Annotated in this window: 13 protein-coding genes; 5 read left to right on the top strand and 8 right to left on the bottom strand. The window is 69.4% G+C overall.

Annotation, left to right across the window (positions count from 1 at the left end):
* Positions 1-52 precede the first annotated feature (52 nt).
* The 4 genes from ABC271_RS11620 to ABC271_RS11605 all read right to left on the bottom strand — a co-directional run bounded on the left by ABC271_RS11620 (position 53) and on the right by ABC271_RS11605 (position 3,984).
* Positions 53-1,339, bottom strand: a complete 1,287-nt coding sequence (locus tag ABC271_RS11620; RefSeq protein ID WP_412925015.1) for an ABC transporter permease — start codon at positions 1,337-1,339, stop codon at positions 53-55.
* Entirely contained in the window at positions 1,339-2,106 is a 768-nt protein-coding gene (locus ABC271_RS11615; protein WP_412925014.1) for an ABC transporter ATP-binding protein, read from the bottom strand. The genes ABC271_RS11620 and ABC271_RS11615 overlap by 1 nt, the downstream gene beginning before the upstream one ends.
* The gene (locus tag ABC271_RS11610; RefSeq protein ID WP_412925013.1) at positions 2,103-3,140 is read right to left on the bottom strand and encodes a permuted SH3 domain-containing protein; all 1,038 of its coding nucleotides are present in this window, start codon (positions 3,138-3,140) and stop codon (positions 2,103-2,105) included. Before ABC271_RS11610 ends, ABC271_RS11615 begins: the two co-directional genes overlap by 4 nt.
* 85 nt (positions 3,141-3,225) lie before the next feature.
* Entirely contained in the window at positions 3,226-3,984 is a 759-nt protein-coding gene (locus ABC271_RS11605; protein WP_412925012.1) for an SDR family oxidoreductase, read from the bottom strand.
* Between the two features lie 100 nt (positions 3,985-4,084).
* Between ABC271_RS11605 and ABC271_RS11600 the strand changes: the two genes are divergently transcribed.
* Positions 4,085-4,930, top strand: coding sequence for a helix-turn-helix transcriptional regulator (locus ABC271_RS11600; RefSeq protein WP_412925011.1), 846 nt, complete (start codon positions 4,085-4,087; stop codon positions 4,928-4,930).
* Between the two features lie 49 nt (positions 4,931-4,979).
* On the opposite strand, the gene ABC271_RS11595 is transcribed toward ABC271_RS11600, so the two are convergent.
* Positions 4,980-6,479: an amino acid permease gene (locus ABC271_RS11595; RefSeq protein ID WP_412925010.1), complete on the bottom strand. Its 1,500-nt coding sequence runs from the start codon at positions 6,477-6,479 to the stop codon at positions 4,980-4,982.
* Between the two features lie 165 nt (positions 6,480-6,644).
* Here ABC271_RS11595 and ABC271_RS11590 point away from each other — a divergent pair, with 165 nt between their 5' ends.
* The 3 genes from ABC271_RS11590 to ABC271_RS11580 all read left to right on the top strand — a co-directional run bounded on the left by ABC271_RS11590 (position 6,645) and on the right by ABC271_RS11580 (position 8,182).
* Positions 6,645-6,992: a histone-like nucleoid-structuring protein Lsr2 gene (locus ABC271_RS11590; protein WP_412925009.1), complete on the top strand. Its 348-nt coding sequence runs from the start codon at positions 6,645-6,647 to the stop codon at positions 6,990-6,992.
* A 10-nt stretch (positions 6,993-7,002) separates the two neighbouring features.
* Positions 7,003-7,755, top strand: coding sequence for an acetolactate decarboxylase (locus ABC271_RS11585; RefSeq protein WP_412925008.1), 753 nt, complete (start codon positions 7,003-7,005; stop codon positions 7,753-7,755).
* 88 nt (positions 7,756-7,843) lie between these two features.
* A complete protein-coding gene (locus tag ABC271_RS11580; protein WP_412925007.1) occupies positions 7,844-8,182 on the top strand; it encodes a histone-like nucleoid-structuring protein Lsr2 in 339 nt (112 codons plus the stop codon).
* A gap of 49 nt (positions 8,183-8,231) precedes the next feature.
* On the opposite strand, the gene ABC271_RS11575 is transcribed toward ABC271_RS11580, so the two are convergent.
* The gene (locus tag ABC271_RS11575; protein ID WP_412926151.1) at positions 8,232-9,305 is read right to left on the bottom strand and encodes a Glu/Leu/Phe/Val dehydrogenase family protein; all 1,074 of its coding nucleotides are present in this window, start codon (positions 9,303-9,305) and stop codon (positions 8,232-8,234) included.
* 148 nt (positions 9,306-9,453) lie between these two features.
* Between ABC271_RS11575 and ABC271_RS11570 the strand changes: the two genes are divergently transcribed.
* Positions 9,454-9,930 (top strand): YbaK/EbsC family protein, encoded by a 477-nt coding sequence (locus ABC271_RS11570; protein ID WP_412925006.1) that lies wholly within the window; start codon positions 9,454-9,456, stop codon positions 9,928-9,930.
* 139 nt (positions 9,931-10,069) lie between these two features.
* Here the strand turns inward: ABC271_RS11570 and ABC271_RS11565 are convergent, their stop codons facing one another.
* Positions 10,070-12,028 carry a glycogen debranching N-terminal domain-containing protein gene (locus tag ABC271_RS11565; protein ID WP_412925005.1) on the bottom strand — a complete coding sequence of 653 codons (1,959 nt, stop codon included), beginning with the start codon at positions 12,026-12,028 and terminating at the stop codon, positions 10,070-10,072.
* Positions 12,025-12,858 (bottom strand): carbohydrate ABC transporter permease, encoded by an 834-nt coding sequence (locus tag ABC271_RS11560; protein WP_412926150.1) that lies wholly within the window; start codon positions 12,856-12,858, stop codon positions 12,025-12,027. Before ABC271_RS11560 ends, ABC271_RS11565 begins: the two co-directional genes overlap by 4 nt.
* Positions 12,859-12,916: the final 58 nt, after the last annotated feature.

The following is a 12,916-nucleotide window of genomic DNA, read 5'->3' as shown; positions in this document are numbered from 1 at the left end:
GGGCACGAGCCGGGTGGGCGGCGACACCGGTCGAGTGCACACCGCCGACGGGTCAGTATCGGATGGCCTCGATCACCTTCACGCGCACGGCGACGAGCGCCGGCAGCAGCCCGGCGAGTGCTCCCACCGCGGTCGCGGCAGCCAGCCCGGTGACAGCGGCATCCACCGGGAACGGGGGGAAGTCGCTCACCATGCCCTGGCCGACGAGATCGCGCAGCCACGGCGACTGCACGATGAGAATGGATGCCATCACCCCGACGGCTCCCGCGACGACGGTGGCGACGACGCTCTCCATCATCACCGCGAAGAACACGCGGCCGGCGGTGGCGCCGAAGCTGCGGCGGATGCCGATCTCGCGTACGCGCTGCTTCACGGTCACCAGTGCGATGTTCACCAGGCCGAGCGCTCCCAGGAGAAGAACGAGCACGGCGATGCCGATGACGACCATCTTGGTCACGAGGAACGGGTCCTCACCGTACGCGGCCCAGTCCTGCCGGCTGACATTCACCTGCGCGCCGTCGCCGAGCGCGGCGGTGAGGTCGCGCGTGACGAGGGTGGTCAGCTGATCCGCGAGCTCGGGTGGCACCCACATCTCGTACTGCGACTGCGGAGCCCCGCCGTACGGCGAGCTCGCGGTGGCGTCGGCGCCGCTGCGCCCGATCGCGGCATCCTGAACGGCTTGGGCCTGAGCGGCGAGCATGAACATCGACGGCTCGGTCTCCCAGGTGAGTGACGGCGTGACCCCCACGACGACGGCCGTGGTCCCGCCCGGGGCGATCCCGGACGGCGCGCCGGGAACGGCCTGTCCGCCCAGGGCCACGACGGGGTGGGTGGACAGGTCGGGGCGTCCCATCCGGTCCCAGAAGATCTGGTTGACGATGAGTCGCGGCGCCAGCTGCTCGGCATCCACGGGCGTGAACCACTCGCCCTCGAGCATTCTGACGCGGTGCATCTCTCCGTACGGCTGATCCACCGCCTGCGTCGCGACCTGGGCGACGCCGCTGACGAACGGAACCAGCTGCGACGTCTGCTGCGCGCGTGTCGCGTAGGTGATGCCGTACCGCTCGATGACGTCCTTCCAGGCGGCATCCATCCGCGCCGGATCGATCTCGCCGTCGGAACGGAAGGCGGACACGTTCAGGCTCGCGGGACGACCGCCTTGGCGTTCGCTCATCTCCTGGTTCGCCTGCTGGACGATCGCCCCGAGGGCGACGACGGTCGCGAGGGAGCACACCGCCACGGCGACGCCGATGAGCGACAGGAGCACGCGCGTGCGGTGCACGCGCACCTCCTGCCACGCCTCCAGGAGCGAGCCGACGAGGCTCGACAGCGCACGCATCAGGGGTTCTCCTCGATGTCGGCGTCGGGCGCGGTGGGCGCCATCTCCCGGACGTCGCGACGCGTGCGCGGCTCGAACGCGGGGTCGTCGACGGGGGTCAGGATGCCGCGATCCAAGCGGAAGTGTCGGCGGGCGCGTCGCGCGATCATCGGGTCGTGCGTGATGATCACCTGAGCGGCGCCGGTGCTCTCGGCGACGTCGTCGATCAGCTGCATGACGCTCTGTCCGGTATCGAGGTCGAGCGCGCCGGTCGGTTCGTCGGCGAGGATGAGGCGCGGGCCGCGCACGAGGGACCGGGCGATCGCGACGCGCTGCTGTTCCCCGCCCGACAGCCGGTCGGGCATGCTGTGGAGGCGGTGACCGAGGCCCACCAGATCCAGCATCTCGGCGGCGACTTTCGTGCGCCGCCAGAACGTGCGTCCGCTGGAGTAGAGCAACGGCATCGTGACGTTCTCCAGTGCGGTGCGTCCCTGCAGCAGGTTGAACTGCTGGAAGACGAACCCGACGGCCGCACCGCGAAGGCGATCGCGTCGCGCCGTCGACAGCCGTCGGACCGGCTCTCCGTCGAAGGTGACCTCACCGCTCGTGGGCAGGTCGAGAAGACCCAACAGGTTCAGCAACGTCGACTTTCCCGAGCCGGAGCGGCCGACGATCGAGACGTGGTCCCTGGGGTCGATCGTGAGGTCGACACCCGACAGGATCGTCAGGGCGGGTTGGTCCGGGGGGATGACCGTGCGAGTGACCTCGCGCAGCTCCAGCAGGCTCACGGCTGCGCAGCCGGTTCGCAGTACATCGATCCGTCCGGGTAGGTGGTGCACCCGTCCGGCGCGGTCCCCATGGCGCCCGGCGCGAACTCGAGGATCTCCTCGCCCTCGGTGAGCCCTTCGGTGATCTGCACCTGGGTACCGTCGGTGAGGCCGAGCGCCACCGGGCGCTCCTCGGTCGCCCCGTCCGCGGTCGAGACCCACACCGAACCGCTCTGCGCGGCTCCGCGAACGGCGGTCGTGGGGACCACGAGGACGTTCTCCGCCTTGCCTCCGGCGATCGTCATCTCGGCGGCAAGTCCCGCGAAGACGGTGACGTCGCCCGGCACGGCGCAGGTCGCCGTGGTGCTCGAGCCCGCGGTACCCGCACCGCCCGCGGCGGCAGAGGTGGTGTCTTCCGCGGAACTCCCGGCCAACGGCGTCGAGATCCGCAGGTTCGTGCACGTGAACGCCGCGGGGCCGCCGGTGATCGTGACACTCGCGTCTCCGGGGCGATTCAGCAGGCGGTACTGCTGCGCCGGCTCGAGACTGCCCGAGACCGAGAACGACGGCGGCGCGACGTTGCCGGCTGCCGCACCGACAGCGATCTCCTGACCCGCGATGACAGACAGGGAGCTGAGCGTGCCGCCGATGGGCGCCTCGACGTCCTCGTAACGGAAGATCGCCGGCTTCGGCTTGCCCTCGGCATCCACGCTGTCGGCCGGGTCGCGCTCGATCGGCACCTTGACGTTGAAGATCACGTCGCCCTGGGCGACGGCCGCGCCCTGGGCGACGAAGATCTTGTTGACCGTGCCTGCCGCGGTCGACTTCAGCGGGACCGCCGGGTCGGCCGACACCGTGGCCTTGATCACCACGTCATTCGTGATCGTGCCCGAGGCCACCGCGACCGTCGGTTCGACGATGGTCCCGGTCGGCTGGGCCGGATCGGCCTCGGCGGGCCCGTCGGGAAAGAACGCCAGCTTGATCAATGCGGCGGCGATGATCGCCACCAGAAGCATGCGCAGAATCGGAAGGACCCACGTGCGTGCGATCCCCATGGAGCCCCCCAAGAGCAGTGGTCGTCGGTTTTCTCACCCTACGGGATCGAAGCGGCGGCCCCTGGTCCTGGGGGGCGTGCTGCCGTCAGTGCGGGTCGGCAGCGTTGACGGCGCGGACGGTCTCGGCGTAGTCGCCCCGTGCCTCGGCATGCCGGAGGAAGGCGACGCGCTCGACCTGGATCTCCTGATCCTGCGGACGGTCGCGGAGGATCGATATGACCTCGTCGGCGAACTCGTCCAGCGGCATAGCGAACGCGCTCTCGCGCTGACCGGGGAGCAGGTCGGTCGCGACGGACGGCGGTTCGAGCTCGAGCACCGCTACCGACGTGCCCTCGAGCTGGAGCCGCAGCGATTCGCTGAACATGTGGATCGCCGCCTTGGTCGCGTTGTAGGTCGGCGTCACGCGCAGCGGAACGAAGGCGAGACCCGACGACACCGTCATCACGGTGGCGTCCGGCTGTCGCTGAAGGTGTGGCAGGAGGGCGGCGATGAGGCGCAGCGGTCCGAGGACATTGGTCGTGACCATCTCCTCGGCGGAGGCGAGAACGTCCGTGCCGCTCGTCCAGTCCTCGACCCGCATGATGCCGGCCATCGTGACCAGAACGTTCAGCTCGGGGTGTCGCTCCACGACGACACGCGTGGCGTCGGTGATCGACTGTGCGTCCGCGGTGTCGATGCGCACGGTGTCGATGCCCGGGTGCGTCGCGGCGATCTCGTCGAGGAGCGCCTGGCGGCGTCCGCCCACGATGACGCTGTTGCCCGCGGCGTGGAGACGCTCGGCGAGGGCGAGGCCGATGCCGCTGGTGGCTCCAGGGATGAAAACGGTGTTTCCGGTGATGTTCATGTCTCGAGTCTTCGGCGGTGGGCGAGCGGCATCCAGGCCCCTCCCGTCGGGGGACCCGCGATCCCTGGATGCCGCCCGCCCGACCGAGCAGGATAGGGGGATGGATCGGACGGGAATGGCGGACTTCCTGCGGGCGCGTCGCGAGGCGCTGCGCCCCGCCGACGTCGGGTTGACCGAGGGCCCGCGACGGCGGACGGCGGGGCTCCGGCGGGAAGAGGTCGCGGCCGCCGCGTCGATGTCGGTCGACTATTACACACGCCTGGAACAGCAACGCGGCCCCCAGCCGAGCACCCCGGTCCTCGCGGCGCTCGCGCGAGCGCTCCGCCTGACCAGCGACGAGCGCGACTACCTCTTCCGTCTTGCCGGGCACGCCGTGCCGGACCGGCTCGGCCGCGCGGATCACATCACGCCGGCCCTGCAGCGGGTGTTCGCGCGATTGTCGGACACCCCGGCCCTGGTGATCTCGCATCTCGGCGAGACGCTGGCTCAGAACGCCCTCGGCATCGCCCTGCTCGGCGATCACGTCAGTGCCCGGGGGTGGGCGCGGTTCGAGGCGTGGCGGTGGTTCGTGGCTCCGCACGGGGACCGTGCGATCTATCCCGAGCACGACCGTGAGCGTCAGAGTCGCGCGATCGTGGCGGGGCTGCGTTCGGCCTACGGCATCCTCGGCCCGGCGTCGACCGCGGGGGAGCTCGTGGCCGAGCTCCTCGCGCGCAGTGAGGAGTTCCGTCTGCTGTGGGAACGGCAGGAGGTCGCGCAGCGGTTCGCCGACCACAAGGTGCTCGTGCACCCCGAGCTCGGCGAGATCGAGGTCGACTGCCAGGTGCTGTTCACGGAGGATCGCGGCCAGGCGTTGCTCGTGCTGACCCCCGAGCCGCGCAGTGAGGCGGAGGAGAAGATCCGCCTGCTCGGCGTCCTCGGTGTGGAGCGGTTCTCGACCGGTTGAGACAGCGGATGCCACGACGAGGCGCGTCGTGGCATCCGCTGTCGCAGGTCTACGGCGTGGGAGGTCCGACCACCCGTGGCTTCGACGGGTCGAGGAAGTCGCCGGTGCCCACGCGGGTGTGACCTCGGGAGTAGGCGAAGTAGATGACGAATCCGAGCGCCAGCCAGATGAGGAACCGCAACCACGTCTCGACCGACAGGTTGAGCATGAGATACGTGCAGACGAGGGCAGAGAGGATCGGCAGCACGGGGCTCAGGGGCACACGGAACCCGCGCTTCAGGTCGGGACGAGTGCGCCGCAGCACGACGACACCGATCGACACGAGCACGAAGGCCGAGAGCGTGCCGATGTTGACCATCTCTTCCAGAACACCGACGGGAGTGACGCCTGCCACGATCGCCACGATGATCGTCACGACGATCGAAATCACCCAGGGAGTGCGGAATCGAGGGTGCACCTTCGCGAGGCGCTGGGGGAGCAGGCCGTCGCGGGACATCGCGAAGATGATGCGCGTGGCACCGATGAGCAGCGTCAGCACCACCGTGGTGAGGCCCGCGACGGCTCCGGCCGAGATCACCGTGGCCATCCACCCCTGCCCGTGGTAGACGAACGCATTCGCGAGGGCGGCGGCGGGGTCGAGGTCGCGGTACGAGACCATCCCGGTCACGACGAGGGCGACGGCGCAGTAGAGGACCGTGCAGATCACGAGCGAGGCGATGATGCCGATCGGCATGTCGCGCTGCGGCTTCTTCGTCTCCTCGGCGGTCGTGGCCACGACGTCGAAGCCGATGTAGGCGAAGAAGACCAGTGCGGCCCCGGCGAGGATGCCGCCCACACCGAACGTCGCGGGCTCGAGACCCGACAGGAACTGCAATAGCGGTTGCGTCAGGCCCGATGCGGTCTCGCTGGCTTGACTGTCCGGGATGAAGGGCTGGTAGTTGGCGGGATTGACGAACATCAGACCCGCCACGATCACGAACAGGACGATGAACAGCTTCACCGCGACCAGCACAAGGTTCACGCGCAGCGACTCCTTGATGCCGAGCGTCATGAGGCCGCCGAGCACGAGGACGAGGAGGACCGCGGGCAGATCGATCACACCCCCGTACGCGACCTCCTGGGGGAGGACGATACCGAGCTGCCCCAGGAATGCGCTGAGGTACGCGCTCCATCCCTGCGCGACGACACTGGCGCCGAGGAACATCTCGAGGATCAGATCCCAGCCGATGATCCAGGCGAACAGTTCGCCGAGAGAGGCGTAGGAGAACGTGTACGCCGACCCGGAGACCGGGACGGTGGAGGCGAACTCCGCGTAACACATCGCGGCGAGTCCGCACGCGATGGCGGCGACCACGAAACTCAAGACGATCGCGGGCCCCGCGACCTCGTGCGCGGCGCGGCCGGTGAGCGTGAAGATCCCCGCGCCGATCACGACACCCACGCCGAAGACGGTGAGGTCGAGAGCGCTGAGGGACTTCTTCAGCCGGAACTCCGGCTCATCGGTATCGGCGATGGATTGCTCCACCGACTTCGTGCGGAAAAGACTCACTCGGCACTTCCTCTGTCCAGGGCGTTCCAGGAGCGAACGCCACCCCGGGAGGATAGTGGGGTCGTCGGCATCGTGCCTATCGGTGGTCTTCTGCCCGACGGTGAGCTAGCACATCCACAGGCGCTTCGGCTCCGAATAGATCAAAGGTGTATGGTTCTCCATATCATGGCGATTAAGCACATCACACATCTTGTTGACGATCTCGACGGAACCGTTCTCGAAGAAGGGGACGGAAAGCAGATCACTTTCTCGGTCGAGGGTCGCTCCTACGAAATCGACCTCTCCGACCGCAATGCCGACAAGTTCTACGCCGCCGTCGCGCCTTTCGTGGACGTCGCACGCCCCGTCGGCCGGGCGACGTCCACGCCGCGCCGCGCGCGCTCCTCGCGTCGGTCGAGCGACATCGATCTGGCGGCCGTCCGTGAATGGGCACGTGCGAACGGGCACACCGTGAGCGATCGTGGGCGCATTCCCGCCACCGTGCTCGAGGCCTACGGCGCCGCCAATTCCTGAGACCGACGGCGTGCCATCGACGGAGGGCGGAACGCCGCTGCGTGACGGTGCGGTGACCCAGTTCGCCGTTCTGGACGCGCTGATGACCGGGGTCTACTCCTCGGGCATCCCGGTTTCCCAGCTCCGTCGATGGGGCGACACCGGAATCGGCTGCTGCGAAGGTCTGGGCGGCGAAGTCCTTCTCATCGACGGCGAGGCCTTCGAATGCACGGTGGATTCCGCTCCTCGTCGCATGGCCGACGACGAAACGCTGCCGTTCGCCGACGTCTGTCATTTCGGTGAGGTGGCGGGGGAGTCGGTGGTCGATGCCGACCTCGACGCCCTCACCGCCGCCGTCGAGGACCGGCTCCTTAGCCGGAATCTGTTCCACGCGGTGCGGATCGACGGCGTGGTGGCACGCATCCGGACGCGCGTCACGGCCCGCGAAGGAGTGCCTGCGCGTCCACTCGCCGCCGTCGCCGCCGAGCAGATCGAAACGGAGACGATCGACCGCGCGGGCGTGATCGTGGGATTCTGGATGCCGGGCATCTATCAGGGCATCACGGTCGCCGGTCTCCATCTGCATTTCTTGAGTGCCGACCGACTCGTGGGCGGACACGTCCTCGACGTGCGCATCGACGAGGCAATTCTTCGGGTCTCCGCATTCGCGCAGTTCTCGCTCCTGCTTCCGCTCGACCCGGATTTTCTCTCGGCCGAACTCACTCACGGCGAAGACCACCGCATCTCCACCATCGAGGGCGGAGCGCGATCGCGCGGAGAATGACCGCGCTGGGTTCAGCGGGGTTATTTCAGGGGTGAAGTCCGTTGCTTCTCACGGATTGTGCACATCTCGGCGACATACAATTGCCGGCATGGCAAAGAAGCAGATCACGCAACTCATCGACGATCTCGACGGGTCGATCATCGACCACGGGACGACCATTCATTTCTCTGTCGAGGGTCGCGCCTACGAAATCGATCTCTCTACCGAGAATGCGACGAAGCTTCGTCATGCATTCGAGCCCTTCGTTTCGGCGGGCCGCCCTCTGGGTTCCGTTCCGGCGAGCGCGCGACGAACCACGAAAGCCCGCTCCGAATCCTCCCGCGACCTCGGCGACGTGCGCGTCTGGGCGGAGGCGAACGGCTACTCGATCAATTCCCGCGGTCGCATCTCATCGACGGTGCTCGAGGCCTACGACGCGGCCCACTGACAGACAAGAAGAACCCCGGATGCCGAGGCATCCGGGGTTCTTCTTCGTTTCAGACGAGGGCGTCGGCGGAAGCGCCGGTGCGCAGGCGCTCGCCCGCGAGCCCCTCCGCAGCGGCGAGGGGGGTCACCCCGCGGGCTTCGGCCTCGTCGAAAACGCGCCGAAGGGTGTCGCCGATGCCCGCGACGCGTCGCATGATCGTCTCGCGTGATCCGAGCTGCTTGGCCTCGAGATCGAGGTAGATCACACCGCCGGCGTTGACGACGAAATCGGGGGCGTAGAGGATCCCGCGCGCGGCCAACCGGTCGGCGCCGGAGCGCTCCGCGAGGGGGTTGTTCGCGGGCCCGCAGACGGCACGCGCGTCGAGCGCATCGATCACGTCCTCCGTGAGGACGCCGCCGATCCCCGCGGGGACGAACAGGTCCGCGGCGATGAGGTGCGCCTCGCCCGGCTCCACCCAGGAGGCGCCGAGAGTCGCGGCCAGGGCACGCTTCGCGGGATTGACGTCGGTGACCGTCAGCACCGCCCCCTCGGCGGCCAGCCGCTCCGCGAGGCGGCTGCCCACCTGCCCAAGACCGGCGACCGTGATCCGACGACCGCGGACGTCGCCGGAACCCACCGCGCGCTCGAGCGTGGCCACCAGTGACGCGTACACACCGAGGCTGGTCGGGCCCGCGGGCTCGCCCGAGCCGCCGACCGCATCGGGGAGGCCGACGACGTGTGCCGTGCGTTCGCTCACAACCAGCATGTCGTCGGTGGTGGAGCCCACGTCCTCGGCCGTGCGGTAGAGCCCGCCGAGGCTCTCGACGACGTCACCGAGGTCGAGGAACGCGGCGCGACGACGGTCCGCGTCGAGCATCGTGCCCTCCGGGAGGCCGATGACCGACTTCCCGCCGCCGGCGTCGAGCCCGGCCGCGGCGTTCTTCAGCGTCATCGCGGCGGAGAGGCGAAGGGCGTCGCCGAGGGCGTCGCTCCAGTGCGGGTAGGTCCACAGGCGGGCGCCGCCGAGGGCGGAGCCGAGCACCGAGGAATGCAGCGCGACGGCGATGAACAGACCGCTTCGGCGTCCGGTCACCGCCTCCACGCGCTCGTGGGCGAATTCGGGCAGGGGGAGGGCGTTGGTCATCGCGATCCTTTGGTCGGTCGCCTTGTGGGCGGCACTGTCAGGGATGCCGCGGCGTTGCGGCATCCCTTCCATTCTGACCCGCGCCGGGCCGCGGCGCGCGTTCCGCCCCGCCCGGGAACGGGACGGGTGAGCGCCCTATGCTGGCGCGATGAGCACCCCGCTTCCCGCCCGCAGTCGTCTGGTCGCCGCCGCCTTGCAGCAGGCGGGGATCCTCGGGGAGATCGTCGTCCTCCCGGAAGCCGCGCACACCGCGGTGCTCGCCGCGGAAGCGCTCGGTATCGAGGTCGGCGCGATCGCCAACAGCCTGGTGTTCTGGAGCGACGACGAACCGCTCCTGGTGATGACGAGCGGCGCGCACCGGGTCGACACGACGGCTCTCGCCGGACGCCTCGGGCGCGGGGGCATCCGCCGGGCGACGCCCGAGCAGGTGCTCGCGGCGACCGGTCAGCCGATCGGCGGTGTCGCGCCCACCGGGCACCCGGAGCCGATCACCACGATCGTCGACGAGGACCTCGCGGCGTACCCGCGGATCTGGGCTGCCGGCGGAACACCGCAGACCGTCTTCCCGCTCACCTTCGACGAGCTCGTGCGCCTCACCGGCGGGACGGTCGCGCCCGTCGCCTGATACTCGGAGTTGACCACGCGCGCGTCGCGTGGGCTGCGTGGCTCGCCCGCGTGCCGTGCCCCGCAGAGACGTCCCGTGTCCAGAACACGCCGATGCGATCGGGCGGCATCCGCGTGTCCTGGACTCCGAGGAGGTGGGGTCAGTCCCGCGGGTCGAGCACCGTGAGACACACGACGGCGGCCGCCGCCGACCACGCTTGGGGTCGGCACGCTGCGGGATACGGCGTCGGAACGGAGGTCTCCGATCGCGGGTCGCCGGAGTGCAGCTCGGGCACGCGGTAGGCGAAGCCCTCGGCGGCATCCAGCAATTGCTCGACGACCGCGCGGGCGGAGTCGTCCAGTCCCGCCCGCCGCATGCCGTGGACGGCGATCGCGGTGTCGTGCACCCACACGCTCCCCCCGTGATACGACAGCGGCCAGTACCCGGCCGCGCCGGTCGACATCGTCCGGATGCCGTATCCGCTCGACATCGACTCGCCGCGCAGCAGCTCCGCGACGTGCGCCTCGTCATCGGCATCCAGGATGCCGGTGCCGATCAGGTGACCGATGTTGCTCGTGAGGGTGTCGACCGGCCGCTTCTCGCGGTCCAGAGCGACGGCCGGGTAGCGGCCCTCGGGGGTCTCGATCCAGTACGCGTTAGCGAAGCGCGTCTTGAGGTCGGCCGCCCATGACCGCCAGAACGCGACATCGGCGGTATCCCGGTCGTCGCCGAGCTCCTCGAGGAGTTCTGCACCGGCGAGGGCGGCCTCGTACGCGTAGGCCTGCACTTCGCACAGGGCGATCGGACCTTCGGCGAGCGAACCGTCGCGCCACTGGATGGAGTCGCCGGAATCCTTCCAGCCCTGGTTCGCGAGGCCCGTCCCGAGGCGATCGATGTAGTCGAGGAAGCCGTCGCCGTCGCTGTCGCCGCTGTCGCGGATCCAGCCGAGGGCACCGCGCAGGGCCGGAAGCAGCGCGCGCACGTCATCGGCGGGGAGTCCCGCGCGCCACGCATCGGCGAGAAGGCAGATCCACAGCGGCGTGGAGTCGACGCTGCCGTAATAGCGCGGGGGCAGCGAGATGCCCTCGCTCGGGATCTCCAGCGACGACGAGCGCAGTTCGTGCAGGATCTTGCCGGGCTCCTCTGCGGTCTGCGCGTCGTCGACCGTGCCCTGCAGGCGCGCGAGGACACGCAGAGTGGATGCCGCGATATCGAGGTCGAGCGGCAGCGCGAGGCGCGCGGCCCAGATGGAGTCGCGGCCGAACAGGGTGAAGAACCACGGCGCGCCGGCGGCGAAGAACTCGTCCTCCGGGTCGTCCGGAAGCACCAGCCGGAGCGCATCCAGGTCGCCGAGGGCCGTGGTGAGCCACCGTGCCAGACGGGGATCGGGAGCCTGTGCGGCGACGCCCGCCGCATCCCAGCGCGCCGCGGCCTGGGCGCCACCGACGACGAGCGTGTCGTCGCGCAGCGCGAGCTCCCACCTGACCGTGGCCTCGCCGAACGCGGGGACCTCGACCTGCCAGGTGGCTTCGATGCCCTCGGGGCCGGATGCCACCTCGGCACCGGCCGCGGCGAGCTCGAGTCCCTGCGGCCCAGCGGACGCGCGCGCCCCACCCGGGCCGATCTCGACCTCGCTCGCCTGCGGCCGGGCGTGCCCGGACTTCACCTCGTGCAGCAGAGCGAACTCGGGCTGGAAACGCAGGCGCACCGTGGTGCGGATCGGAACGTCCACACGAGAGCGCACCGTCCAGGTCTCGGCGACACGACCGTCCACCACGGTGCGTTCGCGGAGCAGGCGCACCTTGGGGTCGGGAGTGGTGTCGTCGAGACCCCGCAGTACGCCGCCGAACACGATGCGCGAAGGACCGTCGGGCGCGGTGGAGATCCCCTCGATCGCGGAGTCGTCGCACGATGCGGTCAGCTCTCGAACGTGCCGGACGTCGCCGTGGTAGATCCCGTGCACGGCCGCCGTGCCCACGGTGCCGTCGCGGTCGGACCACACCTGCGTCGGGGCCCGCAGCACGATCACGGCGTCGCTCAGCAGGGGTTGCAGCGACATGGGGTCGGCGGGGGCGGTGGTGGACGACGCGTCCGTCGAGGCGGCGGGGGCGGTGGTCATTCTTTGACGGCTCCTTCACTGGCGTTCATGATGCGGCGCTGGAAGACGAAGAACACCACGGCGACCGGGATCGTCATGATGGCCGCGGCCGCGAGTTTGAGGGGATACTGACTGCCCTGGCTGAGCTGTCCGCTGGCGAGGGAGGCGACGCCCTTGGTCAGGGTGGTCAGTTCGGGGGACTGGGTGGAGATGACGAAGTGGCTGAGTTCGTTCCACGATCCCTGGAACGACAGGATCACGATCGTGATGAGCGCGGGCCGGGCCATGGGCAGCACCACGGACCAGAAGATCCGGAACGTTCCCGCACCGTCGATGCGTGCCTGCTCCTCGACGGACGGGGGGATCGACTCGAAGAAGTTCTTCATGATGAACACCCCCGCGGCATCCACGAGGAGCGGCAGGATCATGCCCGCGTAGGAGTCGTAGATTCCCAGCTGGTTGATCACGAGGAACTTGGGAATGAGCAGGACCACCGCGGGGACCGCCATGACCGCCACCAGGGCGGCGAAGACGATGCCGCGTCCGCGGAACTGCAGGCGCGCCAGCGCGTACCCGGCGAGGGAGTTGAAGAAGACCCGCCCGAGGGTCACGAAGACCGTCACCACCGCCGAATTGGCGAACCACACGGGGAAGTCCGAGCGGAGGAAGAGCCGTTCGTACGCTGCCCACGTGAACGGCTGCGGCACGAGCGAGATCGGGTCGGTCGCCGCGACGGCATCCGGCTTGAAGGACGTCGCCACCTGCACGAGGAACGGATAGATGTAGATCAGGGCGAGCACGCACAGCAGAGCGTAGAGCGCGATCTGCCAGCGCAGCGCCTTGCCCGACATGCGGTGCTTCTGGACCTTGCGCCGGGGCGCGCCGACGACCTGCTGCGCCGCGACGGTC

This window comes from Microbacterium canaveralium (assembly GCF_047238045.1).
Taxonomy (GTDB): Bacteria; Actinomycetota; Actinomycetes; order Actinomycetales; family Microbacteriaceae; genus Microbacterium.
Note: the sequence above shows the minus strand (reverse complement) of the source record. Positions and strands in the feature narration are given on the sequence as shown.

Excerpts from the sequence above, each read along its gene's own strand:
- ABC271_RS11620 (WP_412925015.1), bottom strand. The coding sequence starts at position 1,339 with ATGCGTGCGCTGTCGAGCCTCGTCGGCTCGCTCCTGGAGGCGTGGCAG.
- ABC271_RS11610 (WP_412925013.1), bottom strand. The coding sequence starts at position 3,140 with ATGGGGATCGCACGCACGTGGGTCCTTCCGATTCTGCGCATGCTTCTG.
- ABC271_RS11605 (WP_412925012.1), bottom strand. The coding sequence starts at position 3,984 with ATGAACATCACCGGAAACACCGTTTTCATCCCTGGAGCCACCAGCGGC.
- ABC271_RS11600 (WP_412925011.1), top strand. The coding sequence starts at position 4,085 with ATGGATCGGACGGGAATGGCGGACTTCCTGCGGGCGCGTCGCGAGGCG.
- ABC271_RS11590 (WP_412925009.1), top strand. The coding sequence starts at position 6,645 with ATGGCGATTAAGCACATCACACATCTTGTTGACGATCTCGACGGAACC.
- ABC271_RS11580 (WP_412925007.1), top strand. The coding sequence starts at position 7,844 with ATGGCAAAGAAGCAGATCACGCAACTCATCGACGATCTCGACGGGTCG.
- ABC271_RS11575 (WP_412926151.1), bottom strand. The coding sequence starts at position 9,305 with ATGACCAACGCCCTCCCCCTGCCCGAATTCGCCCACGAGCGCGTGGAG.
- ABC271_RS11570 (WP_412925006.1), top strand. The coding sequence starts at position 9,454 with ATGAGCACCCCGCTTCCCGCCCGCAGTCGTCTGGTCGCCGCCGCCTTG.
- ABC271_RS11565 (WP_412925005.1), bottom strand. The coding sequence starts at position 12,028 with ATGACCACCGCCCCCGCCGCCTCGACGGACGCGTCGTCCACCACCGCC.
- ABC271_RS11560 (WP_412926150.1), bottom strand. The coding sequence starts at position 12,858 with ATGTCGGGCAAGGCGCTGCGCTGGCAGATCGCGCTCTACGCTCTGCTG.